Genomic DNA, 26,328 nt, shown 5'->3' with positions numbered 1-26,328 from the left:
GCGCTGCCTCAGTCCCACTGCTTCCAGGGCGCCTTGCCCGAGGCCCACAGCTCCTCGAGCAGGTGTTTGTCGCGCAGCGTGTCCATCGGCTGCCAGAAGCCGTGATGCTCGTAGGCCATCAGCTCGCCGGCCACGGCCAGCCGTTGCAGCGGCTGCTGCTCCCACACGGTGGCGTCGTCGTCCAGGTAGTCCAGCACGCGCGGCGACAGCACGAAGAAACCGCCGTTGATCATGGCGCCGTCGCCCTTGGGCTTCTCCATGAACTGCCGGATCTGGTTGCCCTGGATGTCCAGCGCGCCGAAACGGCCGGGCGGATAGGTGGCCGTCAGCGTGGCGGCCTTGCCGTGCGCCTTGTGGAAATCAATGGTCGCGCCGATGTCCACGTCGCCCACGCCGTCGCCGTAGGTGAAGCAGAAGGCCTCTTCGTTGCGCACGTAGTCGGCGACGCGGCGCAGGCGGCCGCCGGTCATGGACTCGTCGCCGGTGTCCACCAGCGTGACGTTCCAGGGTTCGGCGCGCTTGTGATGGACCTCCATCCGGTTGCTGCGCATGTCGAAGGTGACGTCGGACATGTGCAGAAAGTAGTTGGCGAAGTACTCCTTGATCACGTAGCCCTTGTAGCCGCAGCAGATCACGAAGTCGTTCACGCCGTGGTGCGAGTACATCTTCAGGATGTGCCACAGGATCGGCTTGCCGCCGATCTCGACCATCGGCTTGGGCCGGGTGGAGGTCTCCTCGCTGAGACGTGTGCCGAGGCCGCCGGCCAGAATCACTGCTTTCATCGGGAAAGGTCCTATCGGATGGGATCGCCAGATCGGGAAAGTCGACGATCAGGTCGTAGCCGAGCACACGAAGGCGTCGGAATGGAACTGCCGGTCCGGAAGTCCGGCGGCGTGGAGCCTGGCCCGGGCGCCATGGATCATGGCGTCCGAGCCGCAGGCGTAGACCAGGGTGTCCGCCAGGTAGGAGTGGTCGCGCAGCATCGCGTCCTGCACATGCCCGCGCGCGCCGTCCCAGTGCGCGTCGGCTCGGGACAGCACCGGCACGAAACGCAGGCCCGGGACATGGGGCGGCTGCCAGTAGAGGTCTTCGCGATGTCGTCCGCCCCAGTAGACGGTGACGCTGCGCGGCTGTGCGTCGGTTGGCGCCCCGGCCAGGCCTTCCAAGATCGCCTTGACGGGGGCGATGCCGGTGCCGGTGGCCAGCAGCACGAGGTCCTTGCCGGTCTGGCCGCGCAGGAAGAAGGTGCCGAGGGGGCCCCGCAGGCGGAGCAGGTCGTTGACCTTCGCTTCCTGGAACCAGTAGCGGCTCATGGCGCCGTCCGGTACTTCGCGAACATGCAGTTCGATCTGCTTGTCCGCGCGGGGCGCGTTGGCGATGGAGTAGCTGCGGCGCAGGCCTTCGGCGCCGATCACGTCCAAGTACTGGCCCGGCAGGAAGTCCAGGGCCGCGGTGGGCGGCAGGCGCAGCATGACGCGCACCACGTCCGTGGACAGGCGCTCGATGGCCTGGATCCGGCAGGGCAGGGTCTTGGCTTCGGGCAGGCGGATGTCGCCGAGGTCCTCGATCTCCAGTTCCAGCGGCCCGCAGGCCTCGCGCACGCAGGTGAGGATGAAGCCGCGGGCCTTGTCCTGCGCCGTCAGACCCGTCTCGTCGTGCATGGGGGTCGAGCTGCCCGCGCGGACGCGGCCCTTGCAGGAACTGCAGCGGCCCGTGCGGCAGCTGTAGTCGAGCACCACGCCCTGGCGCAGAGCCGCGTCGAGCAGCGACTCGCCGCTGCGCACCTCGTACGTCCTGCCGCTGCTGATGGTGACGGTATGCATCCCTGGATCTCTGTCTTCTTGTGCGTTCAGGCGCGCGAGTCCGGACGCTGGGCGTCCTGCGCGGCGGGCGACGGCGCCTCGGCCGCGTCCTGCTCGGAGACTTCATGTCGCAGCGCGTCGATCTCGTGCTGCAGCTGTTCGAATTCCGCTTCCTTGATCGCCAGGAACCTGCGTGCCATCCGCATCTTCGCGTGCACGCCGCTGGGCGTGAGGATGTAGACGTAGGCCAGCTTGTTGTCCGACCTGCGGAAGTTGTTGACCTTCACCCATCCGCGATCGATGACCGCGCGCATGCAGAAATTGATCTTGCCGACGCTCACGCCCAGCCGCTTGGCCAGGTCCCGTTGGTTACCAGGGATCTTGGATTCCAGCTGGCGTAGAAGCGCGTAATCCAGTTCGTTGTCGGAGGGGGTGGGGTCGGTCAAGCGTCACCTGTTCAGGCGATGAACGGGTGCGACTCTAGCATGGATCGGTGGCGCCACCCTAGGCCGGCGACGTGCGCCGCCGCCTGGATCAGAAACGCGGGCTCAGACGCCTGCCGTGCGGCGCCCCTGGCGGCGGAGGTGGGCGACGATCGTGCCGATGGACAGGAGCAGCGCGATCGCGGCGAAGGCGCCGAGCGCGATGAACGCCCGCTTGGGCTTGCTCTTCAGCTCGGGCGGCGTTGCCGCATCGACCACTTGCACCAGGGTGCCTTCCTTGCTTTCGTCGAGGCGAGCCAGTTCGTATTGCTTCGAAAAGACTTCAAACATCGCTTCTTGGTACTTGAACTCACGGTAATGTCCCACGTAATCGGCGCCGTCGCTGGGCGTGCTCGTGGCACTTTCCAGGCGACGCAACTGGCCGCGCAGGGCGTCGACGAGCGTCGCCTGCTGCTGCAACTGCGGCGAGCCGTCCGCCAGTGTGTTGCGCAGCGTCTGCAGTCGCACCTCCGCGATCGTGATGTCGGATCTCAGCTTGGCATACGCCTCGGCCGCCGCCTTGGGCTCCGTCTTCAGCGCGCCCGGATTGAAGCCGCTCTGCTGGAGGGACAACTGCGCATCGGCCAACCGCTTCTTCGTGCGTTGCAGTTCTGCCTCGAAAAAGATGCGTCGTTGCTTGGCTTCCGACAGCGCCAACTCACCTGTCAATCGCTGGAGTTCCGTGACGTACTGGTTCGCCATGTCAGCCGCCAGCTGAGGCGACTGGGCATCGGCTTCGACCGTGATCAAGCCGTCTTTTTTCCCCAGCGTGATCCGCACATCCTGCTGAAGTCGCTTCAGGGCATTGGCGCGGTATTTCTGTTCATACAGCGCCATCAGGTCGAATTTGTCGATGATGCGGTTGGCGACGTTGTTGCTCTGAAGCAGGCTGACGTACTGATCTGCGGATGTCTTCACCGAGCCGCCGGCGCCAGCGAGTTGGGCGAGGGCTCCTAGCGACGCCAACGCGGAGGCCGCGCCGCTTTGCGACGGCTGCTGCGGCGGAATGAACAGGGTCCGCGCGGTGAAGGTTGGTGTGATCAGAAAGCTCAAGCCGTAGCCGGCTGCTCCTGCCAGGATGGCAGAAGCAGCGATGACTTTCCAGCGACGGGAAAGAGCCTGGAGAAGTTCCTGCAGGCTGACTTGTTCATCTTCGGGGGGGAGTGCTCGACCATGCTCCGGCGGCGCACCAAGAAGGGTACTCATGAAGTAGGGCTCCAGTGGCAACGCCGCGTTAGTTCTTAATAGTCTGCAGCGCCGCGATGCCCAGGCCGAAGTTGGCCAAGATCTGCGTCCAGTCCTTAGCGTCCTGGATGAACGTCGACTTGTTCATCTGCTCCGGCACGAAGACCGTGTCGCCGGGCAGCGCCGGCAGGCCCGCAAGATTGGAGCCGAAGCCCAGCCAACCGCTGCTCGACTGGCGCGCGCTGACGACCGTGCCGTTGGCGCGGATCACGAAGGCGCCGCTGGCATCCGCGCCGCGCGTCGGGCCGCCGGCGAGTTTCATCACGTCGTCGACCGAGGCGTTGTTCTGGAGCAGGAAGCTGCCCGCGTTGAACACGCTGCCGAAGACGCCCACGGTTGTGGGCCTGGACGGAATCAGCAACCGGTCACCGTCCTCGACGGTCAATGTGGGCAACTGCCTGGCATCGGACTCGAGCTGCAGCACCACGCGACCTGTCGGGCGCACGGCGCGCAACCGTGCCACGAGGCGTTCGGTGCCGGCGGCGCGTTGGGCGTTGCCGGCGGCTTCATCAGCCGTCGTCGCGCGCTGCGTACTGCTGTTCTTGGTGAACTCCGTCTCCAGGTCCCGCAGGGCCCGGTCGTAGTTCTCCTGCTGCGACTGGCGCACGCTCTCGCGCGAGAAGTCCGTGCCGAACACGTAAGCCTGCGACGTCAATCCGCCGGCTGCCGCGATGGCGTCCTGCAGCGTGCTCGTCGGGGGCAGCACATACTCGCCTGGGCGGGCGACCTCGCCCTCCACGATCACGCGCTTGAACTGCTTGCCCAGCGGCAGCGCCGTGTTGACGCTGCTGAAGGCGCGGATGACGTCGCCGTTGGTGGCCGCGGTCTTCAACTGGGCGGGGAACTGCAGCTCCCGCACGCGGCGGTCGTTGCGATCGCTCAGTTGCTCGATCGAGACACGCGAGCGGTCGGCCACGGCGCTGAATCCGCCGGCCATCCCCAGCACGTCGTCCACCGTCTCGCCGGGTTTGAGCTCGACGATGGACTGCTTGTTCACGCTGCCCAGCACCGCCACTTGGGGGCCGATCGGGCCGATATGGATCACGTCCTCGGCCTGCAGCGCGCGGTCGCTCGCTTTGTCGCCTTTCAGCAGCAGGTCATAGGCGTCGAAGTTGGCGACGACCTGGCCGTTGCGGCGCAGTTCGATCTGGCGGAAGCTGCCCGCCGCAGACGGGCCGCCGGCGCGGATCAGGCCGTTGACGATCGTGGCCAGGCTGCTGACCGTATAGGCGCCGGGCTTTGCAGTGAAGCCGGTGACATAGATGCGGATCGTGCGCAGCTTGCCCAGCGACGTGCTCACCTGGAAATTCTTGAACACTTGCGCGATGCGGGCGCGGATGACCTCGTTCAAGTCGCCGTTGCGCACGCCCGCCACCAGCACCGGACCCACGCGCGGAATGGTGACGCGACCGGCGCGGTCTACCGTCAGGCGCAGGTCGGCATCCACCGAGCCCCAGGCGGTGACCTGGATCTCGTCGCCGATGCCGATCAGGTAGTCGGCGGGCGCCTGACGCGGGCCATCGTTGTCGGGCCCCATGCGGGCGTCCAACATCAGGTCCGCGCCGAGACGCCGCACGATGTTGTCCGCGGATACCGTCGAAGTCTTGCCGATGGCGGCCGACTGCGTCTGGGTCTGCGAGATGGTGCTCGTCTCAGCCGCACCGGCTTCCGAGCGCCGCAACTGCTCCAGCGTCGCAGGATCCGCCAGGTCGATGCCAAGCAACTTGTTGACGTAGATCTCGAACTCGCCGGGCACGTACTTCGACGCCCGGCTCTGCGGAGCCTGCTGTTGCTGCTGCTGTTGCTGGCTCGTGTCCTGGGCGTTGCGGTTCGTCGAATTCAGCCGGACCGGACTGGACAGCTCGGAACCTTGATCCGAGGACGTCTGGCCGCTGACCGTCGTCACCTGCGCGAACGCCGGACCTGCCATCAGGCAAGCCGCCAGCACCGCCAGCGCGGACTTGTGGAAGGAAGGGCGCGCGCGAGTCGTCGACACCGGCGAAAGGGCGCGTTGGGCGCGTAGTTCCATGCGTGATCTCGTCTCAGATGAACGTGGTCGCCCGCGACGGACCTGATGACCAGGGTGTCGGAGCGACCAGCGGCGCATTCTATGGCAGTGCTGTTGCGCCAAAACCGCCTTGTGCCGGAAGCCGCTCGTTACACTGCCGCCCATGTTGTATTTGCTCATCCCGTTCGCGCTGGCGGCGGCGATCACGCTCTACGTCGTGCACTCGTCGACGGTGCATGGCCACCTGTCCGCTGACCACGACCTGTCCGGTCCGCAGAAGTTCCACGCCCGACCCGTGCCGCGCATCGGCGGGCTCGGGATCTTCGTGGGCCTGGCCGGCATGGTCGCGCTGGCCTATGTGCTGAAGCATCCGCAGGCGAAGACCGGGCTGCTGCTCCTGCTCTGCGGCCTGCCCGCCTTCGCCGCCGGCCTCATCGAGGACTTCACCAAGAAGGTCTCCCCGCGCGAGCGCCTGATCGCCACCGCGATCTCCGCCGGCCTGGGCTGCTGGCTGCTCCAGGCCATGATCACGCGCACCGACATCCCCGGCCTCGACTTCATCGTCGGGACCACCGTCGGCGCGATGATCATCACCATCTTCGTCGTCGCCGGCGTGGCCAACTCGGTCAACATCATCGACGGCTTCAACGGCCTGTCCTCGATGTGCGTCAGCCTGATGCTGCTGACCCTCGCCTACGTGGCCTACCAGGTCGGCGACACCGAACTCGCGCTGTGGGCGCTCGCGGGCGTGGGCGCGATCCTCGGCTTCTTCGTCTGGAACTACCCCGCCGGCCTGATCTTCCTGGGCGACGGCGGCGCGTACTTCATGGGCTTCTATCTGGCGGAGATCGCCATCCTGCTGATCCATCGCCACCCGCAGGTGTCGCCGCTGTTCGCGCTGATGGTGTGCATCTACCCGGTGTTCGAGACGGTCTTCTCCATCTATCGCCGCCGCTTCCTGCGCAACACCAGCCCGGGCGATCCGGACGGCATTCATCTGCACTCGCTGATCTACCGCCGCCTGATGCGCTGGGCGATTGGCGCACGCGACGCGCGCCTGATGACGCGCCGCAATTCGATGACGGCGCCCTATCTCTGGACGCTGTGCCTCTCGTCGCTGGCGCCGGCGCTGCTGTTCTGGGACTCGACGCCGATGATCGCCGCGTGCATGGTGCTGTTCGGGGTCGCGTACGTCGCGCTGTACTGGCGCATCGTGCGATTCCGGACGCCGAAGTGGATGGTCTTCCGCGGCGACCAGCGCAAGCTCACTGATCGCTCCGCGCAGTGATCCTTCGCCGGTCCGCATGCGCGGATCGGTGGTTTCCCGGGGCTTTCAAGGGCTTGGAGGATAATCCGCCGCTTATGACAGAAACCACCCCGACGCCAAACCCTCTTTTCGACACGCTGCCGCTGGACCCCAAGCTGTTGCGCGCCGTGTCCGATCAGGGCTACGCGACGATGACGCCCATCCAGGCCAAGGCGATCCCGATCGTCCTCGCTGGCCGCGATGTCATGGGCGCCGCGCAGACCGGCACCGGCAAGACCGCCGCGTTCTCGATCCCGCTGCTGCAGCGCATGCTCAAGCACGAGAACGCCTCGATGTCGCCCGCCCGTCATCCGGTGCGCGCGCTGGTGCTGGCCCCGACCCGCGAACTCGCCGACCAGGTGGCCAACAACGTCAAGGCCTACGCCAAGCACACGCAGCTGCGTGTCGCCTGCGTCTTCGGCGGCATCGACATGAAGCCGCAGACGCTGCAGCTGAAGGGTGGCGTCGAGGTCCTGATCGCCACGCCCGGCCGCCTGCTCGACCACATCGAGGCCAAGAACGCCGTGCTGAACCACGTCGAGTACGTGGTGCTCGACGAGGCCGACCGGATGCTGGACATCGGCTTCCTGCCCGATCTGCAACGCATCCTGAGCTACCTGCCCAAGGCGCGTCAGACGCTGCTGTTCTCGGCGACGTTCTCGCCCGAGATCAAGCGGCTGGCGCAGAGCTACCTGCAGGATCCGGAACTGGTGGAGGTTGCCCGCCCGAACGCGACAGCCTCGACCGTCGAGCAGCGCTTCTTCAGCGTCGACGACGACGACAAGCGTGCCGCCGTCAAGCAGCTGCTGCGCCAGCGCGAGATCCGGCAGGCGATCGTGTTCGTGAACTCCAAGCTCGGCGCGGCGCGCCTGGCGCGTTCCTTCGAGCGCGACGGCCTGAGGACCGCTGCCCTGCACGGTGACAAGTCGCAGGACGAGCGCCTGAAGTCGCTGGACGCGTTCAAGCGCGGCGAAGTCGACCTGCTGGTCGCAACCGATGTGGCCGCCCGCGGCCTGGACATCGCCGACCTGCCGGCTGTCTTCAACTTCGACGTCCCGTTCAATGCCGAGGACTACGTGCATCGCATCGGTCGTACCGGCCGCGCGGGCGCATCGGGCCTGGCCTTCACGCTGGTGACCAAGGGCGATGCGCGCCTGGTCGGTGAGATCGAGAAGCTCATCAAGCGCAAGCTGGATCTGGAACCGATCGAGCTCGAGGGCGAACGCCGTCGCTTCGACGGTGATCGCGGCGAGCGTGGTGACCGTGCCCCGCGCGGCGAGCGCACCGAACGCCCGCCGCAAGGCGAGCGGACGGAACGAAGCCCGCAAGGCGAGGGCAGTGGGGAGCGTCGCGACTTCCGCCGAGAGCGCGAAGATCGGCGAGACGAGGCCTACGGATCGCATGGCTCGCACGCACCGGCGCGTGCGCCGCGCCAGGCGTACGACCCGCTGTTCGACAAGCCTTACGAGGCCACGCAGGGGGGCGATGTGCCGGCCTGGGAAAAGGGCCCGGCGAACGCGCCGCGCGGCGGCCTGTCGGCCAACATCAAGCCGAAGAAGAAGGTCGCGGCGCTGTTCGGCGCCAAGCGGCCGCCGGTCACGGCCGACAGCGAATCCTGATCGGCGTGTTCTGATCGGTCTGCCCTGATCAGCGAGCTCTGATCAGCGCATGCCGAGGATCGCGAACACCGCCGGTACCTTGTCCGGCAGCGCCTTCGGCGCCTGACGCCATTGCTCCACCGTGGCCGTGTGCGTCCATGCGTCCTTCAGGCTCAGCCCGCAACTGACCGACAGCAGCGAGCCCGGCTTCAGCGCCGCCAGCAGCGCCTGCAGCAGCGCGCCGTTGCGATACGGCGTCTCGATCATCAACTGCGTCTGCTGCTCGCGCGTCGAGAAGCTGTCCAGCGCCTTGATGCGCGCCGTGCGTTCGGCTGCGTCCAGCGGGAGATAACCGACGAAGGCGAAGCTCTGGCCGTTCAGTCCGCTGGCGGCGAGCGCCATCAGCAACGAGCTTGGTCCGGTCAGCGGCACGACCTGCACCTTCGCTGCGTGGGCTGCTGCGACCAGCTTCGCGCCCGGATCCGCCACGGCAGGCATGCCCGCCTCGGAGATCAGGCCGATGTCGTGACCGGCCATCGCCGGTTCCAGCAGCGCCAGCCAGAGTTTCTCCTCGCTGGACGAGCTCGTCGCGGCGCCTGCCGCAGGGCCGCGGCCCTTGGGCGGGCGCGGCAATTCCTCGATGTGCTGCTCCTGCAGCGGCAACGCCAGCGGATGGATCGCACCAACACGCTTCAGGAAGGCGCGCGTCGTCTTGGCGTTTTCGGCAGCCCAGTGCGTGATCGAGGCGGCGCGTACGAGCACCGCGTCCGGAAGGACCTCGCGCAGGTCGACCTCCTGGCCGTTCATGCCGAAGTCGAGGGTGTTGGGAACGAGGAAGAGGCGGCCGCGGGTCATTGTTGTTCTCGGTGTTGTTCTCGGTGTTGTTCTCGGAAAAGCTGATTCAAGGAAGCGGCTTCAGGGCAGCAGGCTCAGCACGTCCAGTCCGCCCCGACGCAGCAGTGTCGAGGTGCGGATGAGGGGCAGGCCGATCAGCGCGGTCGGGTCGTCGGAGTCGATCGCATCGAGCAGCGCGATGCCCAGGCCTTCGGCCTTGGCGCTGCCGGCGCAGTCGTACGGTTGTTCGGCGCGGAGGTAGCGCTCGATGTCGGCATCGCTCAGGTTGCGGAAGCGGACGCGCACTGGCGCGAGGTCCTCCGCGGCAAAGCCCGTCGCCTCACAGACCACGGCCAGCGCCGTCTGGAACACGACGGTCCGGCCACGCATCGCGCGCAGCTGTTCGACGGCGCGCTCGTGCGTGCCCGGCTTGCCGATCGGTTGTCCGTCCAGGTCGGCGACCTGATCCGAGCCGATCACCAGCGCCTGCGGGAAACGCGCCGCCACCGCCCGGGCCTTGGCCATGGCCAGGCGGCGCGCGAGGGCCTCCGGCGTTTCGCCTGGTCGCGGGGTTTCGTCGACGTCGGGCGCCGCCGTCTCGAACGGCAGCCGCAGGCGCTCCAGCAACTCGCGCCGGTAGCGGGAGGTCGAGCCCAGGACGAGCGGGCGAGCGGGCGGGGAAGCGGCGGTCATGGGCCGGGATTGTCCCATCGGGGCGGAGGCCGCTCGTACACTTGCGCCCCATGAAACCGCGTTCGTTCGATCCCTTGAAGCTCGATGTCGGAGTCTTTGCCCGCGAGGGCGGCACGCTGGAGGGCGAGTGGCCCGCGACCAGCCTGACGCGCCTGGCAGAAGCTGCCGCGCCCGAGTCCGATCCGGCCCAATGGCCGCCCGTGTCCTGGTCCACCCATGGCGAGTTGCGCACACCCAAAGGCGGCGAGCCGCAGGCGTGGCTGGAGCTGACCGCCGAGGCGCAGGTCGCGGTGACCTGCCAGCGCTGCCTTCAGCCGGTGCGCGAAGATCTGGCGGTGTCGCGCTGGTTCCGCTTCGTCAAGGACGAGGACATGGCGGCGGAAATGGACATGGATTCGGACGACGACGTCCTGGCGCTGCCGCGCCACCTGGACCTGCGCGAGCTGATCGAGGACGAGCTGCTGCTGACCTTGCCGGTCGTGCCGCGCCACGACGTTTGCCCGGAGCCGCTGCCGCACGCGAATGTCGAGGAAGACGAGGTGCCGGCGGAGGAGCGGCCGAATCCGTTCGCGGCGCTGGCGGCCTTGAAGAAGGGTTCCGGCGGCAAGGCTTGAGGCCTTGGCGGCGCCCCTGTGAAGCATTTCGGTACGCCGGAATTGCGAGCTCATCGGGTGCTGTGCTATAGTTTCCGGCTTTCCCGGATAGAAGTGCGTCCATGTGAATCAACGTGGGTGCGCGGCACCGGGACCGAGGCGTCGGTAGCGGAGCGTCCTCGTCGGGGAGCATCCTCGTCGGATCCGCGGCACAGCTCGAGTTCTCTCGAGAGCCCGAGCAACCTCGAATCACCAGCCAGCCGAAGCCTTTAGGAGAATCCATCATGGCCGTTCAGCAAAACAAGAAGTCCCCGTCGAAGCGTGGCATGCACCGCTCGCACAACGCCCTGGTCACCCCGGGCACCGCGATCGAGCCGACCACCGGTGAAGTGCATCTGCGTCACCACATCAGCCCCAACGGCTTCTATCGTGGCCGCAAGGTGCTGAAGACCAAGGCCGACGCCGCCTGATCGATTCGATCAGCCGGTCCGGAGGGCTCCCGCAGGCCTCCGCCTGGTCGCACAAACAAGACAAGCCCGGTTCCGCATCACGCGTTGCCGGGCTTTCGCATTTCCGATCCTTCCTCCGGAAGGGTTCCCTTGTCGCGCACGCTTCTTGCGAGGTCGCTACAGTCGCACCTTCGACCGGTGTTCTTCTCAGGTTTCGATGACCGCAATTCCCGCCACCCGCTCATCGCCTTCCGCCGAGCCGCTCCGCCTGTCGGTGGACTGCATGGGAGGCGATCATGGCCCCGCCGTCACGCTCCCGGCATGCCAGGCCTTCCTCGCTGCGCACCCGCAGGCGGAACTCGTGCTGGTCGGTTTGCCCGACGCCCTCAAGGCGGCTGAATCCTGGCCCCGTACCCGGATCGTTGCGGCCAGCGAGGTCGTCAGCATGGACGATCCCATCGAGGTCGCCCTGCGGCGCAAGAAGGATTCATCGATGCGGGTGGCGCTCTCGCAGCTCAAGCCGGCCAAGGACGGCACCCCCGCGCAGGCGCATGCGTGCGTCTCGGCGGGCAATACCGGCGCGCTGATGGCGGTCGCCAAGTACCTGCTGAAGACGCTCGAGGGCATTGATCGCCCGGCCATCGCCACCGTGATGCCCAACCAGATCGGCGGCTTCACCACGGTGCTGGACCTCGGTGCCAACGTCGATTGCGGCCCGGAACACCTGCTGCAGTTCGCGGTGATGGGCAGCGCGCTCGTGTCGGCGGTGGATGGCAAGGAGAACCCGACGGTCGGCCTGCTGAACATCGGCGAGGAAATGATCAAGGGCAACGAGACGATCAAGCGCGCCGGCGAACTGCTGCGCGAGGCCGCCTCGCATGACCAGTTGAACTTTCACGGCAACGTGGAAGGCAACGACATCTTCAAGGGCACGACGGACATCGTCGTCTGCGACGGTTTCGTCGGGAACGTGGCGCTGAAGACGGCCGAAGGCCTGGCCAGCATGATCTCCAGCTTCATCAGGGCGGAGTTCACCCGCAGCTGGTGGACGAAGGCGATCGCGCTGCTGGCGATGCCGGTGCTGCAGCGGTTCAAGGACCGCGTCGACCATCGCCGCTTCAACGGCGCCGCGCTGCTGGGGCTGCGCGGCCTGGTCTTCAAGAGCCACGGTTCGGCCGATGCCTTCGCTTTCGAGCAGGCATTGAACCGGGCGTATGATGCGGCCCGCAACCGGCTCCTAGACCGGGTTCACGATCGCATCGTCGCGACGCTGCAGGCGCTACCCGTGCCTGCCAATGAGGAGGGCGGCGATGCAGGAGACACGGCGGCCGCCGCCGCCCACGCTGCATGACCACTGCTTCCACGCGCCACGCCCGCATCCTCGGTACGGGCAGCTACCTGCCCGCGAACCGCGTCACCAATTCGGCCCTGGCGGAACGCCTGGCCCGCGACGGGATCGAGACCTCCCATGACTGGATCGTCGAACGGACCGGCATCCACGCCCGTCACTTCGCCGACCCGCACGTCACCGCCAGCGACCTGGCCCTGCCGGCTTCGCTCGCCGCGCTCGAATCCGCCGGCGTGCGCGCCGAGGAGATCGACCTGATCATCGTCGCCACGTCCACGCCGGACATGGTGTTCCCCTCGACCGCCTGCCTGCTGCAGCAGAAGCTCGGCATCCACGGCTGCGCCGCCTTCGACGTGCAGGCCGTGTGCTCGGGCTTCGTCTACGCGCTGACGGTGGCCGATTCGATGATCAAGACCGGCGCCGCGACGAAGGCGCTGGTGGTTGGCGCCGAGGTGTTCTCGCGCATCCTCGACTTCAAGGACCGCACGACCTGCGTGCTGTTCGGCGACGGCGCCGGCGCCGTGGTGGTCGGTGCCAGCGACGAGCCCGGCATCCTCGCCAGCGAGCTGCATGCCGACGGCCGCCATGTCGACATCCTCTGCACGCCCGGCACCGTTTCCGGCGGCGAGGTCCTCGGCCATCCGCTGCTGAAGATGGACGGTCAGGCCGTGTTCAAGCTGGCGGTGGGCGTGCTGGAGAAGGTCGCACGTTCGGTCCTCGACAAGGCCGGACGTACCGATGCCGACATCGACTGGCTGATCCCGCACCAGGCCAACATCCGCATCATGCAGGGCACGGCCAAGAAGCTGAAGATGCCGCTGGACAAGCTGATCGCGACCGTCGACGAGCACGGCAACACGTCCGCCGCGTCGATTCCGCTGGCTTTCGACGTCGCGGTGCGCGCCGGCAAGATCAAGCGCGGCGACACGGTGATGCTGGAAGGCGTCGGCGGCGGCTTCACCTGGGGCGCGGTGCTGCTGGACTTCTGATTCCCGAAGCCGTTCCGGCGCCGGATCGTGGTGGCCGGATCCGCTCGCGCAACGGCGGCACCCGAGGTGCCGCGCTGCTGTCACGCGCGCTTCTCCCTCCTCGTAGATAGTCTCGGACTCGAACCATGAGCAAGAACTTCGCAATCGTCTTTCCCGGCCAGGGCTCGCAGTCGGTCGGCATGCTGGACGCCTGGGGCGATCATCCGGAAGTCGCCCGCACCTTGGCGGAGGCCTCGGCCGCGCTGGGCGAAGACATCGGCGCATTGATCAAGAACGGTCCGAAGGAACAGCTGGATCTGACGACCAACACCCAGCCGGTGATGCTGACCGCCGGCATCGCCTGCTACCGCGCCTGGATGGCCGAGACCGGCCTGGTCCCCGCCGCCGCCGCCGGCCACTCGCTGGGCGAGTACACGGCGCTGGTCGCCGCGGGCGCGCTGAGCTTGGCCGACGCGCTGCCGCTGGTGCGCTTCCGCGCCCAGGCGATGCAGGAGGCCGTGCCCGTGGGGACCGGCGCCATGTCGGCCATCCTGGGCCTGGACGCCGCCGTGGTCCGCGAGGTCTGCCAGAAGATCGCCGCCGAATCGGGCGAGGTCGTCGAGGCCGTCAACTTCAACGACCCGAAGCAGACGGTGATCGCCGGCTCGAAGGCCGGCGTGGAGAAGGCCAACGAGGCCCTCAAGGCCGCCGGCGCGAAGCGCGCGCTGCCGCTGCCGGTGTCGGCGCCGTTCCATTCCAGCCTGATGAAGCCGGCCGCCGAGCGCCTGCGCGAGAAGCTCGCCGCGGTGCCGTTCCAGTCCGCCGCCTTCCCCGTGATCAACAACATCGACGTCGCCGTGACCGACGACGCCCAGGCGCTGCGCGACGCGCTGTTCCGCCAGGCCTTCGGTCCGGTGCGCTGGGTCGAGGTCGTGCAGGCGCTCAAGGCGCGCGGCCTGACGACCGTCATCGAATGCGGTCCCGGCAAGGTGCTGGCCGGCATGGCCAAGCGCATCGACGCCGACCTGGTCAGCGCCACGGTGCTGGACCCGGCTTCGCTGGCCGAAGCCAAGGCGCTGCTGGCCTGAGCCGGCGTCTTCTTCTTTCCGAATCCCTTCCGAGGTTTCCCATGTCCGACAACAAGCCCGACAACAAGCACGTGGCACTGGTGACCGGCGCCAGCCGTGGCATTGGCCGCGCGATCGCGCTGACGCTGGCCCAGAAGGGCTTCGTCGTGATCGGCACCGCGACCAGCGACTCCGGCGCCCAGGCCATCACTGAAGCGCTGGCGCCGCACGGCGGCCGTGGCGCGGTCCTGAACGTCAACGACGGCGCGGCCGTCGACGCGCTGATCGATTCGATCGTCAAGCAGGACGGCGGCATCCAGGTGCTGGTCAACAACGCCGGCATCACGAAGGACATGCTGTCCATGCGCATGAAGGACGAGGACTGGGACGCCGTCCTGGACACCAACCTGAAGGCCGTGTTCCGCGCCAGCCGCGCCGTGATGCGGCCGATGATGAAGCAGCGCTACGGCCGCATCATCAACATCACCTCGGTGGTGGGTGCGTCCGGCAATGCCGGCCAGGCCAACTACGCGGCGGCCAAGGCTGGCGTCGCGGGCATGACGCGTGCCCTGGCCCGTGAGCTCGGCAGCCGCTCGGTCACCGTCAACTGCGTGGCTCCCGGCTTCATCGCCACGGACATGACCGAGGTGCTGCCCGAGGCGCAGAAGACCGCGCTGCTGGCCCAGATCCCGGCCGGCCGCCTGGGTGATCCGGCCGAGATCGCCCATGCCGTGGCGTTCCTGGCTTCCCCGGAGGCCAGCTACATCACGGGCGTGGAGCTGCACGTCAACGGCGGCATGTACATGAATTGAGGTGGACGCCGCCCCCAGTGGGCGGGCCACCCACCGGATTCACCCGGCCGGTGTAGGGCTGATAGAGTGCGAGCGCGCGCCGTATCCATCGTGGAAGACGCGCCTCGGGAGGTCCGACTAGGGGCGCCACTCTAAGGCCTTAGAATCCCGGGTTGTTCTAGCAAACCACCCCCTCCTGGAGGAGTCATGAGCGATATCGAAGCACGTGTCAAGAAAATCATCGCCGAGCAGCTCGGCGTGCCCGAAGCCGATGTGACCAATGAAAAGGCCTTCGTCGCCGATCTGGGCGCTGATTCTCTGGACACCGTGGAACTGGTGATGGCCCTCGAAGACGAGTTCGGCATCGAGATCCCGGACGAAGAGGCCGAGAAGATCACCACCGTGCAGCTGGCCATCGACTACGCGGTCAAGCACCAGAAGGCGTAAGCAAGTAGCATGAGCCGTCGTCGCGTCGTCGTCACCGGACTCGGCCTGATCTCGCCCGTGGGCAACACGGTCGAGCAGGGCTGGGCCAACATCGTGGCCGGTCGGTCCGGCATCGACACCATCACCCGTTTCGATGCCAGCGTCTTGTCTTGCCACTTCGCGGGCGAGGTCAAGGACTTCAAGGTGGATGAATACATCCCCGCGAAGGAAGCCCGGCACATGGACACGTTCATCCATTACGGGCTGGCCGCCTCGCTGCAGGCGGTCCGCGACGCGGGTCTGCCCACCGGCGACGCGCTGAGCCCGGAACTGGCGGAGCGCATCGGCGTGCTCGTCGGCTCGGGCATCGGTGGTCTGCCGATGATCGAGGAGACCCACGCGGAACTGACCAATCGCGGCCCGCGCCGCATCAGTCCGTTCTTCGTGCCGGCCTCGATCATCAACATGATCTCGGGCCACGTCTCGATCCAGTGCGGCTTCAAGGGCCCGAACCTGGCCATCGTGACGGCGTGCACGACGGGTCTGCACAGCATCGGCACGGCCGGTCGCATGATCGAGGCGGGCGACGCCGACGTCATGGTCGCGGGCGGTTCGGAATCGACGGTGTCGCCGCTGGGCGTCGGCGGTTTCGCCGCGGCCCGCGCGCTGTCCACCCGCAACGACGACCCCAAGACCGCGTCCCGCCCCTGGGACAAGGATCGCGACGGCTTCGTGCTGGGTGAAGGTGCCGGCGTGCTGGTGCTCGAAGAGTACGAACACGCCAAGAAGCGCGGCGCCAAGATCTATGCGGAGCTGGTCGGCTTCGGCATGAGCGCGGACGCGTATCACATGACCGCCCCCGACGTGGACGGCCCGACGCGCTCGATGCGCAACGCGCTGCGCAACGCCGGGCTGAACGCGGACCAGATCCAGTACATGAACGCGCATGGCACGTCCACGCCGCTGGGCGACGCGAACGAGACCAACGCGATCAAGCAGGCCTTCGGCGCGCATGCGAAGGGCGGCCTGGTGGTGTCGTCGACGAAGTCGATGACCGGCCACCTGCTGGGCGGCGCGGGCGGCATCGAGTCCGTCTTCACCGTCAAGGCGCTGCACGATCAGGTCGCCCCGCCGACGATCAACATCTTCAACCAGGATCCCGAGTGCGACCTGGACTACTGTGCCAACGAGGCGCGGAAGATGCCGATCGAGTACGCCGCGAAGAACAACTTCGGTTTCGGCGGCACGAACGGGACGCTGATCTTCAAGCGGATCTGATCGCCTGAGCTGCTGATCAGCGAAGCACAAGCACGAGAAGGACGGCGATCCATGACGCCGGACCGATCGACATCACGCCGGGCCGCTGCCCGGCGTTTTTCATTGGCGGGCGATCCGCGCTGGGTGCGCGTGCAGCGCGCGACGCTATGCGGCGGCGTGGCCGCGGCGCTTGTCGCGGTGGCGCTTCACGCGGGCGTCGCCGATGGCATCGGGCCGTGGCTCGGGCTTGTGCTCGCGAGCCTGGCGGGCGCCGCGCTGCCGGTCCGCGAACCGGCACGGGCCGTGTTGCGATGGGACGGCGCGCAATGGTGGTGGCAACGCGCGGGAGAGCCGCTTGCCATCACGCCGGACGTCGTCATCGACCTCGAACAGTGGATGCTGCTGCGGCTGAATGCCGCGATCGACGCTGAAGGCGTTCGGGGTCGCAAGCCGCCGGAGCGCTGGATCGCCCTGTCGCGCAGCGCGCACGAAGCGCAATGGGCACCGCTGCGCCTCCACCTGTTCCTCGCTGCAGGCTGACACCATGTCCTTGTTGAAATCCGGGCATGATGTGGGCCTTTCGTTTTTGCATCGCCACCTGCGAGTGTTCATGCTCAATTCCGACCGCACCTGTTCCCCTCGACGTCTTGCCCTGGCGCTCGCCGGTGCCGCCCTCCTGAGCGCCTCGCTCGGCGCGGCCGCGCAGACGGCGGCCAAGCCCGCCGCGCCCGCGACGCCGGTGGCCCCTGTCGCCGGTTCGGTGCCGGTCGCCGCGCCCGAGCTGGCGCGTGCGCTGCCGGACTTCAGCGCCCTGGTCGAACAGGCCGGTCCCGCCGTCGTCAACATCCGGACGTCGGAGAAGGTCAAGGTCGCCAACGCGCAGATCGACGAGCAGATGCGCGAACTGCTGCGCCGCTTCGGGATCCCCGTGCCGCCGCAGCGTCGCACGCCGCCGGGAGCGGCCCCCGCGCCCGCGCCGACCCCGGACGACGATGATGATGACGACGCGCCGCAACGTCGCGGGCTGGGGTCCGGTTTCGTGATCGGCGCGGACGGCTTCGTGATGACCAACGCGCACGTCGTCGACGACGCCGACGAGGTGACGGTCACGCTGACGGACAAGCGCGAGTTCAAGGCCAAGGTGATCGGCCTGGACCGCCGCACGGACGTGGCCGTGCTCAAGATCGAGGCCAGCAACCTGCCGATGCTGCGCATGGGCGACGTCGGCAAGCTCAAGGTCGGCGAGTGGGTGATGGCCATCGGTTCACCGTTCGGCTTCGACAACACGGTGACGGCCGGCATCGTCAGCGCCAAGGCGCGCGACACCGGCGACCTGCTGCCGCTGATCCAGACCGACGTTGCGATCAACCCGGGCAACTCCGGCGGTCCGCTGCTGAACCTGCGCGGCGAGGTGGTGGGCATCAACTCGCAGATCTACAGCCAGTCGGGCGGATTCATGGGCATCTCGTTCGCGATCCCGATCGACGAGGCGATGCGCGTGGCCGACCAACTGCGCGCCGGCGGCCGCGTGACGCGCGGCATGCTGGGGGTCTATCCGGACGACGTCAGCAAGGAAGTCGCCGAGGCCATCGGCCTGGGCAAGCCGCAAGGCGCGTTGATCAGCCGCATCACGCCGGCGGGCCCTGGCGAGAAGGCCGGCCTCCAGCTCGGCGATGTGATCACGAAGTTCGACGGCAAGACCGTGGAGAAGGCGGTCGATCTGCGCCGTCTCGCCGCGGCGACCAAGCCGGGCACCAAGGTGCCGCTGCAGGTGTTCCGCCGAGGCGCCTACAAGGACCTGAGCGCGACGCTCGATGCGTTGCCCGACGATCGCGCGGCGCCGACCCCGGAAGCGGAGACGCCGGCCGCGACCGGCGCGTCGGCCTGGGGTCTGACGGTCAGCGAGTTGACCGACGCGCAGCGCAAGGAGCTCAAGGTCGATGGCGGCTTGCGCATCGACACCGTCGACGGTCCCGCCGCACGGGCAGGTCTGAAGACCGGCGACGTCATCCTCTCGGCCAACAACGCCGAGGTGAAGACGGTCAAGCAGTTCCAGGCGGCGTTGGCGAAGCTCGAGAAGGGCAAGTCGCTCCAGATGCTGGTGCGCCGGGGCGAGGTCGCCACCTACGTCGTGCTGAAGCCGGGCAAGGGCTGAGGCGGTTGCCGTCAACCCACCGCCGGCATGGGGCTTTCCACAATACGGAAAATCCAGCCGACGGCCGGTGAACCGGTGCACAACTGGACGTCGGTTGGTGCTTGCTAACGGATGTGACCAAGGCGGGGTATTGGTGCCCCGCTCCGCTACAATCGAGCCGCGTTCGGCCAGCTTTGTCGCTGTTCCGACGGTGAATCGGAAGGCATCATTTTGATGGGCTCAGCGATCCACAGGATGTCCTCAAGTTTTGTGGATAACCTGTGTACAAAATCGCTGTTGGCGAAGGGCAACGCGCGAGAAGCTCGCATCCATGCGGTTTCCAGGGCGGGGCTTTTGGCTACAATGAAAGCCCAACAAGCAGTTGCCATACGTTTTGTTGGAAGGCGCGTCACCGTTTAGACGTGCCTTTTTTTTATGTCCCGTTCAGGTCCTGCGAAGGGCCCTGCATCACCGCCTCGATCGACCGTCCCCAGCATGTTCAGCATGCATCAGCGTGCGCCGCTCGAGCGTCGCTGGAAGTGGCGGACGAACCGCGCGGTCTCCGTCCGAGTCCATGAACCACATCCGCAATTTCTCCATCATTGCCCACATCGACCACGGCAAGAGCACGTTGGCCGACCGGATCATCCAACGCTGCGGCGGGCTGTCGGATCGGGAGATGGAAGCGCAGGTGCTGGACTCGATGGACATCGAGCGCGAGCGCGGCATCACGATCAAGGCGCAGACCGCCGCGCTGCAATACAAGGCGCGCGACGGTCAGGTCTACAACCTGAACCTGATCGACACCCCGGGCCACGTCGACTTCTCGTATGAAGTGAGCAGATCGCTGTCGGCGTGCGAAGGCGCGCTGCTGGTGGTCGACGCCAGCCAGGGCGTCGAGGCGCAGACGGTGGCCAACTGCTACACCGCGCTGGAGCTCGGCGTCGAAGTCGTCCCGGTGCTCAACAAGATGGACCTGCCGTCGGCCAACCCGGACGGCGCGAAGGCGGAGATCGAGGAAGTCATCGGCATCGACGCCACCGATGCGATCCCGTGCTCGGCCAAGACCGGCATGGGCATCGACGAGATCCTGGAGGCGGTCATCACCCGCATGCCGCCGCCCCAGGGCACGGTCGAGGCGCCGCTGCGCGCGATGATCATCGACTCCTGGTTCGACAACTACGTCGGCGTGGTGATGCTGGTCCGCGTGGTGGACGGCACGCTGAAGAAGAACGAACGCATCCGCATGATGGCGACGAACGCCATCTATCCGGCCGAGCACCTGGGCGTGTTCACGCCCAAGTCGGAGAACCGCGACCAGCTCAACGCGGGCGAGGTCGGCTTCATCATCGCCGGCATCAAGGAGCTGTCCGCGGCGAAGGTGGGCGACACCATCACGCTGGAAAAGAAGCTCCCCAACAACCTGGGTCCGGCCACCGAGGCGCTGCCCGGTTTCAAGGAGATCCAGCCCCAGGTCTTCGCCGGCCTGTATCCGACCGAAGCGAGCGAGTACGACCAGCTGCGCGACGCGCTGGAGAAGCTCAAGCTCAACGACGCGTCGCTGCGCTTCGAGCCGGAAGTGTCCCAGGCGCTGGGCTTCGGCTTCCGCTGCGGCTTCCTCGGCCTGCTGCACATGGAGATCGTGCAGGAGCGCCTGGAGCGCGAGTTCGACCAGGACCTGATCACGACCGCGCCCAGCGTGGTGTACGAGGTCCAGCTGGGCGACGGCACGGTGATCGAGGTGGAGAACCCCTCGAAGATGCCGGAGCAGAGCAAGATCGCCGAGATCCGCGAGCCGATCGTGACGGTCCACCTGTACATGCCGCAGGAGTACGTCGGCGCGGTGATGACGCTGGCCAACCAGAAGCGCGGCGTGCAGCTGAACATGGCCTATCACGGCCGGCAGGTGATGCTGACCTACGAGATCCCGCTGGCGGAGATCGTGCTGGACTTCTTCGACAAGCTGAAGTCGGTCTCGCGCGGTTATGCGTCGATGGACTACGAGTTCAAGGAATACCGCGCGTCCGACGTCGTGAAGGTCGACATGCTGATCAACGGCGACCGCATCGACGCGCTGTCGCTGATCGTGCACCGGGCCCAGTCCCAGTACCGTGGCCGCCAGGTGGCGGCCAAGATGCGCGAGATCATCCCGCGCCAGATGTACGACGTGGCCATCCAGGCGGCCATCGGCGCCAACATCATCTCGCGCGAGAACATCAAGGCCTTGCGCAAGAACGTGCTGGCAAAATGCTATGGCGGTGACATCAGCCGCAAGCGCAAGCTGCTGGAGAAGCAGAAGGCCGGCAAGAAGCGCATGAAGCAAATCGGTTCGGTGGAGGTGCCGCAAGAAGCCTTCCTGGCCATCCTCCAAGTCGAAGAATAAGTCTCCGCATGAAAGCCATGAGCGCACTGACCGGGTTGCTGTACGTGACCCTGATCGCCTACCTGGGCGGCTGGTACCAGGGCTACTGGAACGGCAACTTCTCCCTGCTGCTGCTGATCCTGACCACGGTGACGCTGGCGTACTGGCTGGCCGAGCGCTTCCACTTCCAGCCCTCGCGGGAACGCGCGGCGGAGCGGCTGGCCAAGAACGACGAACAGCGCCGCGCCTCGCTGGCCGCGCAGGGCATCCAGCGCGTCGACGGCGACGTCGAGGGCGCTCGCGAGGAGATCCTGCGCCAGCCCTGGTGGCTGGACTGGACCGCCGGCCTGTTCCCGGTGATCCTGATCGTCTTCCTGCTGCGTTCGTTCATGTTCGAGCCGTTCAAGATCCCGTCCGGCTCGATGGTGCCGACGCTGCTGATCGGCGACCTGATCCTGGTGAACAAGTTCCACTACGGCGTGAGACTGCCGGTGATCAACAAGAAGATCATCAGCAACAACGACGTGAAGCGCGGCGACGTGGTCGTGTTCCGCTACCCGCAGAACCCCAGCATCGACTACATCAAGCGGGCGGTCGGCCTGCCGGGCGACGAGATCGCCTACCTGAACCAGAAGCTGTACGTGAACGGCAAGCAGGTCGAGACGGTCGCGCAGGGCGAGTTCTTCGACGAGGATCCGAACTCGATGCGCTTCCGTTCGCGCTATACCGAGAAGCTGGGCGAGGTCGAGCACCAGATCCTGGTGGACGCGCAGCCGCAGGGACGCATCGGGAAGCTGTACGACTTCCCCTACAACGAGAACTGCAAGTACACGCTGGAAGGCGTGACCTGCAAGGTGCCGGCCGGCCACTACTTCATGATGGGCGACAACCGCGACAACTCGCAGGATTCGCGCTTCTGGGGGTTCGTGCCGGATGAGAACATCGTGGGCCGCGCCTTCGTGGTCTGGATGAACTTCGGCAGCCTGAAGCGCATCGGCGGCATCCAGTAAGACCCGCCGACACACCGGCTGACACATCGATTCACGGATTGCCGGCCAACGATCGACTACGCTGTTCCAACAACAACCACCGGAGTGATACGTGATGAGGGCACGGAAGATTCAACGGGGCATCAGCCTGCTGGGACTGCTGTTCTGGGCGGTCATCATCGGCGGCGGGTCGGTGATCCTGCTGCGCGTCGTACCGACGGTGATGGAGTACTACACGATCCAGCGCGCGATCGACAAGATCGCCAAGGACGGCCCGTCGACCGTGCCGGCGGCGCGCGATTCGTTCGAACGCACCAAGCAGATCGAGTATTCCATCGTCAGCATCGAGCCCAAGGACCTGATCATCACCAAGGTCGACGACAAGGTGAAGATCAGCTTCGCCTACGACAAGGAAGTGCCCTTGTTCGGCCCGGTGTTCCTGGTGATCAAGTACAAAGGCGAGTCACACTGACCGCACCGACCACCGCTTCCCTGACCACCGTCCATGACACCGCAAGCGCTTGACGCCCTCCAGCAACGCCTCGGCTACCGCTTCAAGCAGCCGGGCCTGTTGCAGCGCGCGCTGACGCATCGCAGCTTCGGCCAGCAGCACAACGAGCGGCTGGAGTTCCTGGGCGATGCGGTGCTCAACCTGACGGTGTCGTCGCTGCTGTTCGACCGCTTCGCCGGTTCCGACGAGGGCGACCTGACCCGCATCCGCGCGCACCTCGTGCGCGAGGACAGCCTGCACCGGCTCGCGCTGCTGCTGCAGATGCCGGAAGCGCTGCGGATGAGCGAGGGCGAGGCCCGAGGCGGCGGCGGCCAGCGGCCGTCCATCCTGGCGGACGCGCTGGAGGCCGTGATCGGCGCCGCGTTCCTGGACGGCGGCTACGAGGCCGCGCGCGAGATCGTGCGCGGGCTGCTGGGCGAGACGATCGCCGCGAGCGGCATCGAGCAGTGGGCGAAGGATTCGAAGACGGCGCTGCAGGAATGGCTGCAGGCGCGCAAGCTGCCGGTACCGTCCTACCGCATCGCCGAGACGCGGGGCCAGGCTCACGCGCAGACTTTCACCGTCGAATGCGAAGTGGCCGCGCTGACGCTGTCGCGCCGCGGCGAGGGCCGCTCGCGCCGGATCGCCGAGCAGGAGGCCGCCCGTCAGGTGCTGGACGAACTGCTCGCCGGCGATCGGCCCGGCACCGGCCTGCGCGACTGACGCGGAGCCCGCGATGAACGCACCGACCACTCCGAGGACGCCGAAGCCGACGTCCTCGTCTGATTCCGTTTCTGCTTCTTCCCTTTCCGATTCCCCTGTTTCCGAGGACCCTGATCTGAACGCCCCGCACGACCCCGCCACGCCGCACGACCCCGAGACCTCGCTGGACCATGACGCCATCGCCCCCGACGACGAGGGCGACGTGCACGACGAGCACGAGGACGATGAAGGCGGCGAGCTGTCCCCGGTCCAGGGCGGCATCGGCGCGATGCCGTACGAGGGCGACCTGCGCTGCGGCCTGATCGCGATCGTCGGCCGGCCCAACGTCGGCAAGTCGACGCTGCTGAACGCGCTGGTCGGGCAGAAGGTCTCGATCACCTCGAAGAAGGCGCAGACCACCCGCCACCGCATCACCGGCGTGCGCACCGTCGACGAGGCGCAGTTCGTCTTCGTCGACACGCCCGGCTTCCAGACGAAACACAGCAGCGCGCTGAACCGCAACCTGAACCGCACGGTGCAGGGCGTGCTGGCGGACGTGGACCTGGTGCTGTTCGTCGTCGAGGCTGGCCGCTTCGGCCTGGACGATGCGAAGGTGTTGTCGCTGCTGCCGCAGAACAAGCCGGTCGTGCTGGTCGCCAACAAGCTGGACGCGGTGACGCGCCGCGCCGAGATGATGCCCTGGCTCAAGAGCATGCAGGAGCGCCGCAACTTCACCGAGTTCGTGCCGCTGTCGGCGAAGAAGGACTCGGACGTGCAGCGCCTGTTCCAGATCCTCAAGCCCTACCTGCCGAACCAGGAATGGTTCTACGAGGAAGACGCGCTGACCGACCGCAGCGAGAAGTTCATGGCCGCGGAGATGATCCGCGAGAAGCTCTTCCGCCTGACCGGCGACGAACTGCCCTACGAAGCGACGGTGATCATCGATCGCTGGGAAGAGGAGGGCAACCTGCGCCGCATCGCCGCGACCATCGTGGTCGAACGCGACGCCCAGAAGGGCATGATCATCGGCCAGGGCGGCGAGCGTCTGAAGCGCATCGGCTCCGAGACCCGTCAGGAACTCGAGAAGCTGTGGGATGCGCGCGTGTTCCTCGAGCTCTGGGTGAAGGTCCGGTCCGGCTGGGCCGATTCCGAAGAACACTTGAGAAGCTACGGCTACGAGTGAGGCCCATGGCCACCCGCGCCACCAAGCCGCCCGCGACGCAGGCGGCTTTTGTTTTGCACCATTACGACTGGAGCGAGACCAGCCTCGTGCTGGACCTGTTCAGCCGCGAGCACGGCCGGCTGGCGGTGGTCGCGAAAGGCGCGAAGCGGCCGTACTCGCAGCTGAGATCGGTGCTGCTGCCCTTCCTGCGGCTGCAGGTGACGCTGTCCAAGCCGTCGAAGATGAACGAGGACGGCGCGGCCGAGGTCCAGTCGCTGCGCGGCGCGGAGTGGGTCGGCGGGCAGACGCTGCCCAGCGGTGCCGCGTTGTTCAGCGGCTATTACGTGAACGAGCTGCTGATGAAGTTCCTGCCTCGGCAGGACGCGCAGCCGGAGCTGTTCGACGCCTACGCGGCGCTGCTGCCGCAATTGCGATCGGTGGACGATGCGCACGCGGCGCTGCGGGCCTTCGAGCTGAAGATGCTGTCGATCTGCGGCCTGCTGCCCGACCTGAGCGTGCTGTCCACGACGCAGGCGCCGCTCGATCCGGAGCGGCTCTACATGCTCGCGCCGGAGTCCGGCGTGATCGTGCCGACACACGACGCGCCACAGCTGACGGGACAGGCCTTCATCCAGCTCCAGGCGGCGCTGCTGCACGGCAGCCAGGCGGCGCTGCAGCAGGCCTGCGAACTCGCGGGTCCGGCGCTGAAGCCGTTGTCGCGCGCATTGCTTCACTATCATCTCGGGCATCGTCCATTGCGGACGCGGCAAGTGCTGCTCGACGTCCAGAAGCTGCTCACATGAATCCGCTGATCGCTCCCGAATCCGGCCGCCACGACGCGCGATGCGCGCTGTCGGTCAACGTCAACAAGGTCGCGCTGCTGCGCAACACCCGCCACCTGGGCATCCCCAGCGTGACGCGCGCGGCGCAGCTGTGCCTGGAGGCCGGCGCGCAGGGCATCACCGTGCATCCGCGACCCGACGCGCGGCACATCCGCGCCGAGGACGTGCGCGAGCTCGCCGCGCTGATGAAGGCCTGGCCGCAGGCCGAGTACAACATCGAGGGCAACCCGACGCAGAACCTGATGGACTTCATCCGGGAGCTGAGGCCGCATCAGGCGACCTTCGTGCCGGACAGCGAGGACCAGTTCACCTCGGACCACGGCTGGAACCTGCCGGCCGACGCCGAACGCCTGCGTCCGATGATCGCGGAATGCAAGTCGCTGGGCGTGCGGGTGAGCCTGTTCATGGACCCGTTGCCGGAGGCGATGGCGCACGTGGCCGCGCTGGGCGCGGACCGCATCGAGCTCTATACCGAGACCTGGGCGAGCGCCTTCGGCACGCCACGCGAGGCCGAGGTGGTCGCGGCCTTCGCCGCCGCGGCGCGCGCGGCGCTGGCGCAAGGGGTGGGCATCAACGCCGGCCATGACCTGAACCGCGACAACCTGACGCGCTTCCTGCGCGAGGTGCCGGGCGTGGCGGAGGTCTCGATCGGCCACGCGCTGATCGCGGACGCGCTGGAGCTCGGCTACACCGAGGCGGTGCGCGACTACCAGCGCTGCATCCAGCGCGCGTACGTCTAATTGCACTTCCGCACGTTATGCCCACACGGCGGGCACCAAG

At 67.1% G+C, this 26,328-nt stretch carries 26 protein-coding genes; 19 read left to right on the top strand and 7 right to left on the bottom strand.

The genetic code is table 11. The annotated features are described in order from the left end of the window. Nucleotides 1–8 precede the first annotated feature (8 nt). The 5 genes from rfbF to AC07PR_RS16030 form a co-directional block, all read right to left on the bottom strand. Nucleotides 9–782: a glucose-1-phosphate cytidylyltransferase gene (rfbF, locus tag AC07PR_RS16050; protein WP_495135861.1), complete on the bottom strand. Its 774-nt coding sequence runs from the start codon at nt 780–782 to the stop codon at nt 9–11. A 48-nt stretch (nt 783–830) separates the two neighbouring features. Beyond that, a complete protein-coding gene (locus AC07PR_RS16045; protein WP_495135860.1) occupies nt 831–1,823 on the bottom strand; it encodes an FAD-binding oxidoreductase in 993 nt (330 codons plus the stop codon). A 26-nt stretch (nt 1,824–1,849) separates the two neighbouring features. Then, complete coding sequence (locus AC07PR_RS16040) at nt 1,850–2,248, bottom strand: MarR family EPS-associated transcriptional regulator (RefSeq protein WP_495135859.1); 399 nt, start codon at nt 2,246–2,248, stop codon at nt 1,850–1,852. A gap of 102 nt (nt 2,249–2,350) precedes the next feature. Beyond that, nucleotides 2,351–3,490: a Wzz/FepE/Etk N-terminal domain-containing protein gene (locus tag AC07PR_RS16035; protein ID WP_495135858.1), complete on the bottom strand. Its 1,140-nt coding sequence runs from the start codon at nt 3,488–3,490 to the stop codon at nt 2,351–2,353. Nucleotides 3,491–3,518: 28 nt separating this feature from the next. Further along, nucleotides 3,519–5,558, bottom strand: coding sequence for an SLBB domain-containing protein (locus AC07PR_RS16030; RefSeq protein ID WP_495135857.1), 2,040 nt, complete (start codon nt 5,556–5,558; stop codon nt 3,519–3,521). A gap of 142 nt (nt 5,559–5,700) precedes the next feature. Between AC07PR_RS16030 and AC07PR_RS16025 the strand changes: the two genes are divergently transcribed. Further along, a complete protein-coding gene (locus AC07PR_RS16025; RefSeq protein WP_495135856.1) occupies nt 5,701–6,825 on the top strand; it encodes an MraY family glycosyltransferase in 1,125 nt (374 codons plus the stop codon). Between the two features lie 74 nt (nt 6,826–6,899). Continuing rightward, the gene (locus tag AC07PR_RS16020; protein ID WP_495135855.1) at nt 6,900–8,462 is read left to right on the top strand and encodes a DEAD/DEAH box helicase; all 1,563 of its coding nucleotides are present in this window, start codon (nt 6,900–6,902) and stop codon (nt 8,460–8,462) included. Between the two features lie 42 nt (nt 8,463–8,504). Here the strand turns inward: AC07PR_RS16020 and AC07PR_RS16015 are convergent, their stop codons facing one another. Both AC07PR_RS16015 and AC07PR_RS16010 read right to left on the bottom strand, forming a co-directional pair. Beyond that, nucleotides 8,505–9,296, bottom strand: a complete 792-nt coding sequence (locus tag AC07PR_RS16015; RefSeq protein ID WP_495135854.1) for an SAM-dependent methyltransferase — start codon at nt 9,294–9,296, stop codon at nt 8,505–8,507. Between the two features lie 60 nt (nt 9,297–9,356). Beyond that, nucleotides 9,357–9,968, bottom strand: coding sequence for a Maf family nucleotide pyrophosphatase (locus AC07PR_RS16010; RefSeq protein ID WP_495135853.1), 612 nt, complete (start codon nt 9,966–9,968; stop codon nt 9,357–9,359). Nucleotides 9,969–10,018: 50 nt separating this feature from the next. Between AC07PR_RS16010 and AC07PR_RS16005 the strand changes: the two genes are divergently transcribed. The 17 genes from AC07PR_RS16005 to AC07PR_RS15925 all read left to right on the top strand — a co-directional run bounded on the left by AC07PR_RS16005 (nt 10,019) and on the right by AC07PR_RS15925 (nt 26,288). Beyond that, on the top strand, nt 10,019–10,582 hold the full coding sequence (locus AC07PR_RS16005) for a YceD family protein (RefSeq protein WP_483108964.1): 564 nt from the start codon (nt 10,019–10,021) through the stop codon (nt 10,580–10,582). Nucleotides 10,583–10,845: 263 nt separating this feature from the next. Further along, the gene (gene rpmF, locus AC07PR_RS16000; RefSeq protein WP_067065736.1) at nt 10,846–11,031 is read left to right on the top strand and encodes a 50S ribosomal protein L32; all 186 of its coding nucleotides are present in this window, start codon (nt 10,846–10,848) and stop codon (nt 11,029–11,031) included. A 196-nt stretch (nt 11,032–11,227) separates the two neighbouring features. Beyond that, nucleotides 11,228–12,361: a phosphate acyltransferase PlsX gene (plsX, locus tag AC07PR_RS15995; RefSeq protein WP_495135852.1), complete on the top strand. Its 1,134-nt coding sequence runs from the start codon at nt 11,228–11,230 to the stop codon at nt 12,359–12,361. Further along, nucleotides 12,358–13,347 (top strand): beta-ketoacyl-ACP synthase III, encoded by a 990-nt coding sequence (locus AC07PR_RS15990; RefSeq protein WP_483108966.1) that lies wholly within the window; start codon nt 12,358–12,360, stop codon nt 13,345–13,347. Before plsX ends, AC07PR_RS15990 begins: the two co-directional genes overlap by 4 nt. A 125-nt stretch (nt 13,348–13,472) precedes the next feature. After that, nucleotides 13,473–14,414, top strand: a complete 942-nt coding sequence (gene fabD, locus AC07PR_RS15985) for an ACP S-malonyltransferase (protein ID WP_495135851.1) — start codon at nt 13,473–13,475, stop codon at nt 14,412–14,414. A 41-nt stretch (nt 14,415–14,455) separates the two neighbouring features. Continuing rightward, nucleotides 14,456–15,205 (top strand): 3-oxoacyl-ACP reductase FabG, encoded by a 750-nt coding sequence (gene fabG, locus AC07PR_RS15980; protein ID WP_483108968.1) that lies wholly within the window; start codon nt 14,456–14,458, stop codon nt 15,203–15,205. A 186-nt stretch (nt 15,206–15,391) separates the two neighbouring features. Further along, nucleotides 15,392–15,631, top strand: coding sequence for an acyl carrier protein (acpP, locus tag AC07PR_RS15975; RefSeq protein WP_058936430.1), 240 nt, complete (start codon nt 15,392–15,394; stop codon nt 15,629–15,631). A 9-nt stretch (nt 15,632–15,640) separates the two neighbouring features. After that, nucleotides 15,641–16,888 (top strand): beta-ketoacyl-ACP synthase II, encoded by a 1,248-nt coding sequence (gene fabF / locus AC07PR_RS15970; RefSeq protein WP_495135850.1) that lies wholly within the window; start codon nt 15,641–15,643, stop codon nt 16,886–16,888. Nucleotides 16,889–16,939: 51 nt separating this feature from the next. Then, nucleotides 16,940–17,407 (top strand): hypothetical protein, encoded by a 468-nt coding sequence (locus tag AC07PR_RS15965; protein ID WP_495135849.1) that lies wholly within the window; start codon nt 16,940–16,942, stop codon nt 17,405–17,407. Between the two features lie 70 nt (nt 17,408–17,477). Then, nucleotides 17,478–19,022: a DegQ family serine endoprotease gene (locus AC07PR_RS15960; protein ID WP_377157390.1), complete on the top strand. Its 1,545-nt coding sequence runs from the start codon at nt 17,478–17,480 to the stop codon at nt 19,020–19,022. Between the two features lie 553 nt (nt 19,023–19,575). Beyond that, on the top strand, nt 19,576–21,384 hold the full coding sequence (gene lepA, locus AC07PR_RS15955; protein ID WP_377157387.1) for a translation elongation factor 4: 1,809 nt from the start codon (nt 19,576–19,578) through the stop codon (nt 21,382–21,384). Between the two features lie 17 nt (nt 21,385–21,401). Next, complete coding sequence (gene lepB, locus AC07PR_RS15950; protein ID WP_377157385.1) at nt 21,402–22,373, top strand: signal peptidase I; 972 nt, start codon at nt 21,402–21,404, stop codon at nt 22,371–22,373. 94 nt (nt 22,374–22,467) lie between these two features. Beyond that, nucleotides 22,468–22,824 (top strand): DUF4845 domain-containing protein, encoded by a 357-nt coding sequence (locus AC07PR_RS15945; RefSeq protein WP_377157383.1) that lies wholly within the window; start codon nt 22,468–22,470, stop codon nt 22,822–22,824. A gap of 33 nt (nt 22,825–22,857) precedes the next feature. Continuing rightward, nucleotides 22,858–23,565 (top strand): ribonuclease III, encoded by a 708-nt coding sequence (gene rnc / locus AC07PR_RS15940; RefSeq protein ID WP_377157381.1) that lies wholly within the window; start codon nt 22,858–22,860, stop codon nt 23,563–23,565. Nucleotides 23,566–23,833: 268 nt separating this feature from the next. Further along, the gene (era, locus tag AC07PR_RS15935) at nt 23,834–24,727 is read left to right on the top strand and encodes a GTPase Era (protein WP_377161555.1); all 894 of its coding nucleotides are present in this window, start codon (nt 23,834–23,836) and stop codon (nt 24,725–24,727) included. A gap of 5 nt (nt 24,728–24,732) precedes the next feature. Next, nucleotides 24,733–25,509: a DNA repair protein RecO gene (gene recO / locus AC07PR_RS15930; protein WP_495135848.1), complete on the top strand. Its 777-nt coding sequence runs from the start codon at nt 24,733–24,735 to the stop codon at nt 25,507–25,509. After that, nucleotides 25,506–26,288 carry a pyridoxine 5'-phosphate synthase gene (locus AC07PR_RS15925; protein WP_495135847.1) on the top strand — a complete coding sequence of 261 codons (783 nt, stop codon included), beginning with the start codon at nt 25,506–25,508 and terminating at the stop codon, nt 26,286–26,288. Before recO ends, AC07PR_RS15925 begins: the two co-directional genes overlap by 4 nt. Nucleotides 26,289–26,328 lie beyond the last annotated feature (40 nt).

It is taken from the genome of Roseateles sp. GW821-FHT09H11, assembly GCF_059415845.1.
This window is presented reverse-complemented; position numbering and strand designations above follow the sequence as displayed.

Excerpts from the sequence above, each read along its gene's own strand:
- rfbF (WP_495135861.1), bottom strand. The coding sequence starts at position 782 with ATGAAAGCAGTGATTCTGGCCGGCGGCCTCGGCACACGTCTCAGCGAG.
- AC07PR_RS16045 (WP_495135860.1), bottom strand. The coding sequence starts at position 1,823 with ATGCATACCGTCACCATCAGCAGCGGCAGGACGTACGAGGTGCGCAGC.
- AC07PR_RS16035 (WP_495135858.1), bottom strand. The coding sequence starts at position 3,490 with ATGAGTACCCTTCTTGGTGCGCCGCCGGAGCATGGTCGAGCACTCCCC.
- AC07PR_RS16030 (WP_495135857.1), bottom strand. The coding sequence starts at position 5,558 with ATGGAACTACGCGCCCAACGCGCCCTTTCGCCGGTGTCGACGACTCGC.
- AC07PR_RS16025 (WP_495135856.1), top strand. The coding sequence starts at position 5,701 with ATGTTGTATTTGCTCATCCCGTTCGCGCTGGCGGCGGCGATCACGCTC.
- AC07PR_RS16020 (WP_495135855.1), top strand. The coding sequence starts at position 6,900 with ATGACAGAAACCACCCCGACGCCAAACCCTCTTTTCGACACGCTGCCG.
- AC07PR_RS16015 (WP_495135854.1), bottom strand. The coding sequence starts at position 9,296 with ATGACCCGCGGCCGCCTCTTCCTCGTTCCCAACACCCTCGACTTCGGC.
- AC07PR_RS16010 (WP_495135853.1), bottom strand. The coding sequence starts at position 9,968 with ATGACCGCCGCTTCCCCGCCCGCTCGCCCGCTCGTCCTGGGCTCGACC.
- AC07PR_RS16005 (WP_483108964.1), top strand. The coding sequence starts at position 10,019 with ATGAAACCGCGTTCGTTCGATCCCTTGAAGCTCGATGTCGGAGTCTTT.
- rpmF (WP_067065736.1), top strand. The coding sequence starts at position 10,846 with ATGGCCGTTCAGCAAAACAAGAAGTCCCCGTCGAAGCGTGGCATGCAC.
- plsX (WP_495135852.1), top strand. The coding sequence starts at position 11,228 with ATGACCGCAATTCCCGCCACCCGCTCATCGCCTTCCGCCGAGCCGCTC.
- AC07PR_RS15990 (WP_483108966.1), top strand. The coding sequence starts at position 12,358 with ATGACCACTGCTTCCACGCGCCACGCCCGCATCCTCGGTACGGGCAGC.
- fabD (WP_495135851.1), top strand. The coding sequence starts at position 13,473 with ATGAGCAAGAACTTCGCAATCGTCTTTCCCGGCCAGGGCTCGCAGTCG.
- fabG (WP_483108968.1), top strand. The coding sequence starts at position 14,456 with ATGTCCGACAACAAGCCCGACAACAAGCACGTGGCACTGGTGACCGGC.
- acpP (WP_058936430.1), top strand. The coding sequence starts at position 15,392 with ATGAGCGATATCGAAGCACGTGTCAAGAAAATCATCGCCGAGCAGCTC.
- fabF (WP_495135850.1), top strand. The coding sequence starts at position 15,641 with ATGAGCCGTCGTCGCGTCGTCGTCACCGGACTCGGCCTGATCTCGCCC.
- AC07PR_RS15965 (WP_495135849.1), top strand. The coding sequence starts at position 16,940 with ATGACGCCGGACCGATCGACATCACGCCGGGCCGCTGCCCGGCGTTTT.
- AC07PR_RS15960 (WP_377157390.1), top strand. The coding sequence starts at position 17,478 with ATGCTCAATTCCGACCGCACCTGTTCCCCTCGACGTCTTGCCCTGGCG.
- lepA (WP_377157387.1), top strand. The coding sequence starts at position 19,576 with ATGAACCACATCCGCAATTTCTCCATCATTGCCCACATCGACCACGGC.
- lepB (WP_377157385.1), top strand. The coding sequence starts at position 21,402 with ATGAGCGCACTGACCGGGTTGCTGTACGTGACCCTGATCGCCTACCTG.
- AC07PR_RS15945 (WP_377157383.1), top strand. The coding sequence starts at position 22,468 with ATGAGGGCACGGAAGATTCAACGGGGCATCAGCCTGCTGGGACTGCTG.
- rnc (WP_377157381.1), top strand. The coding sequence starts at position 22,858 with ATGACACCGCAAGCGCTTGACGCCCTCCAGCAACGCCTCGGCTACCGC.
- era (WP_377161555.1), top strand. The coding sequence starts at position 23,834 with ATGCCGTACGAGGGCGACCTGCGCTGCGGCCTGATCGCGATCGTCGGC.
- recO (WP_495135848.1), top strand. The coding sequence starts at position 24,733 with ATGGCCACCCGCGCCACCAAGCCGCCCGCGACGCAGGCGGCTTTTGTT.
- AC07PR_RS15925 (WP_495135847.1), top strand. The coding sequence starts at position 25,506 with ATGAATCCGCTGATCGCTCCCGAATCCGGCCGCCACGACGCGCGATGC.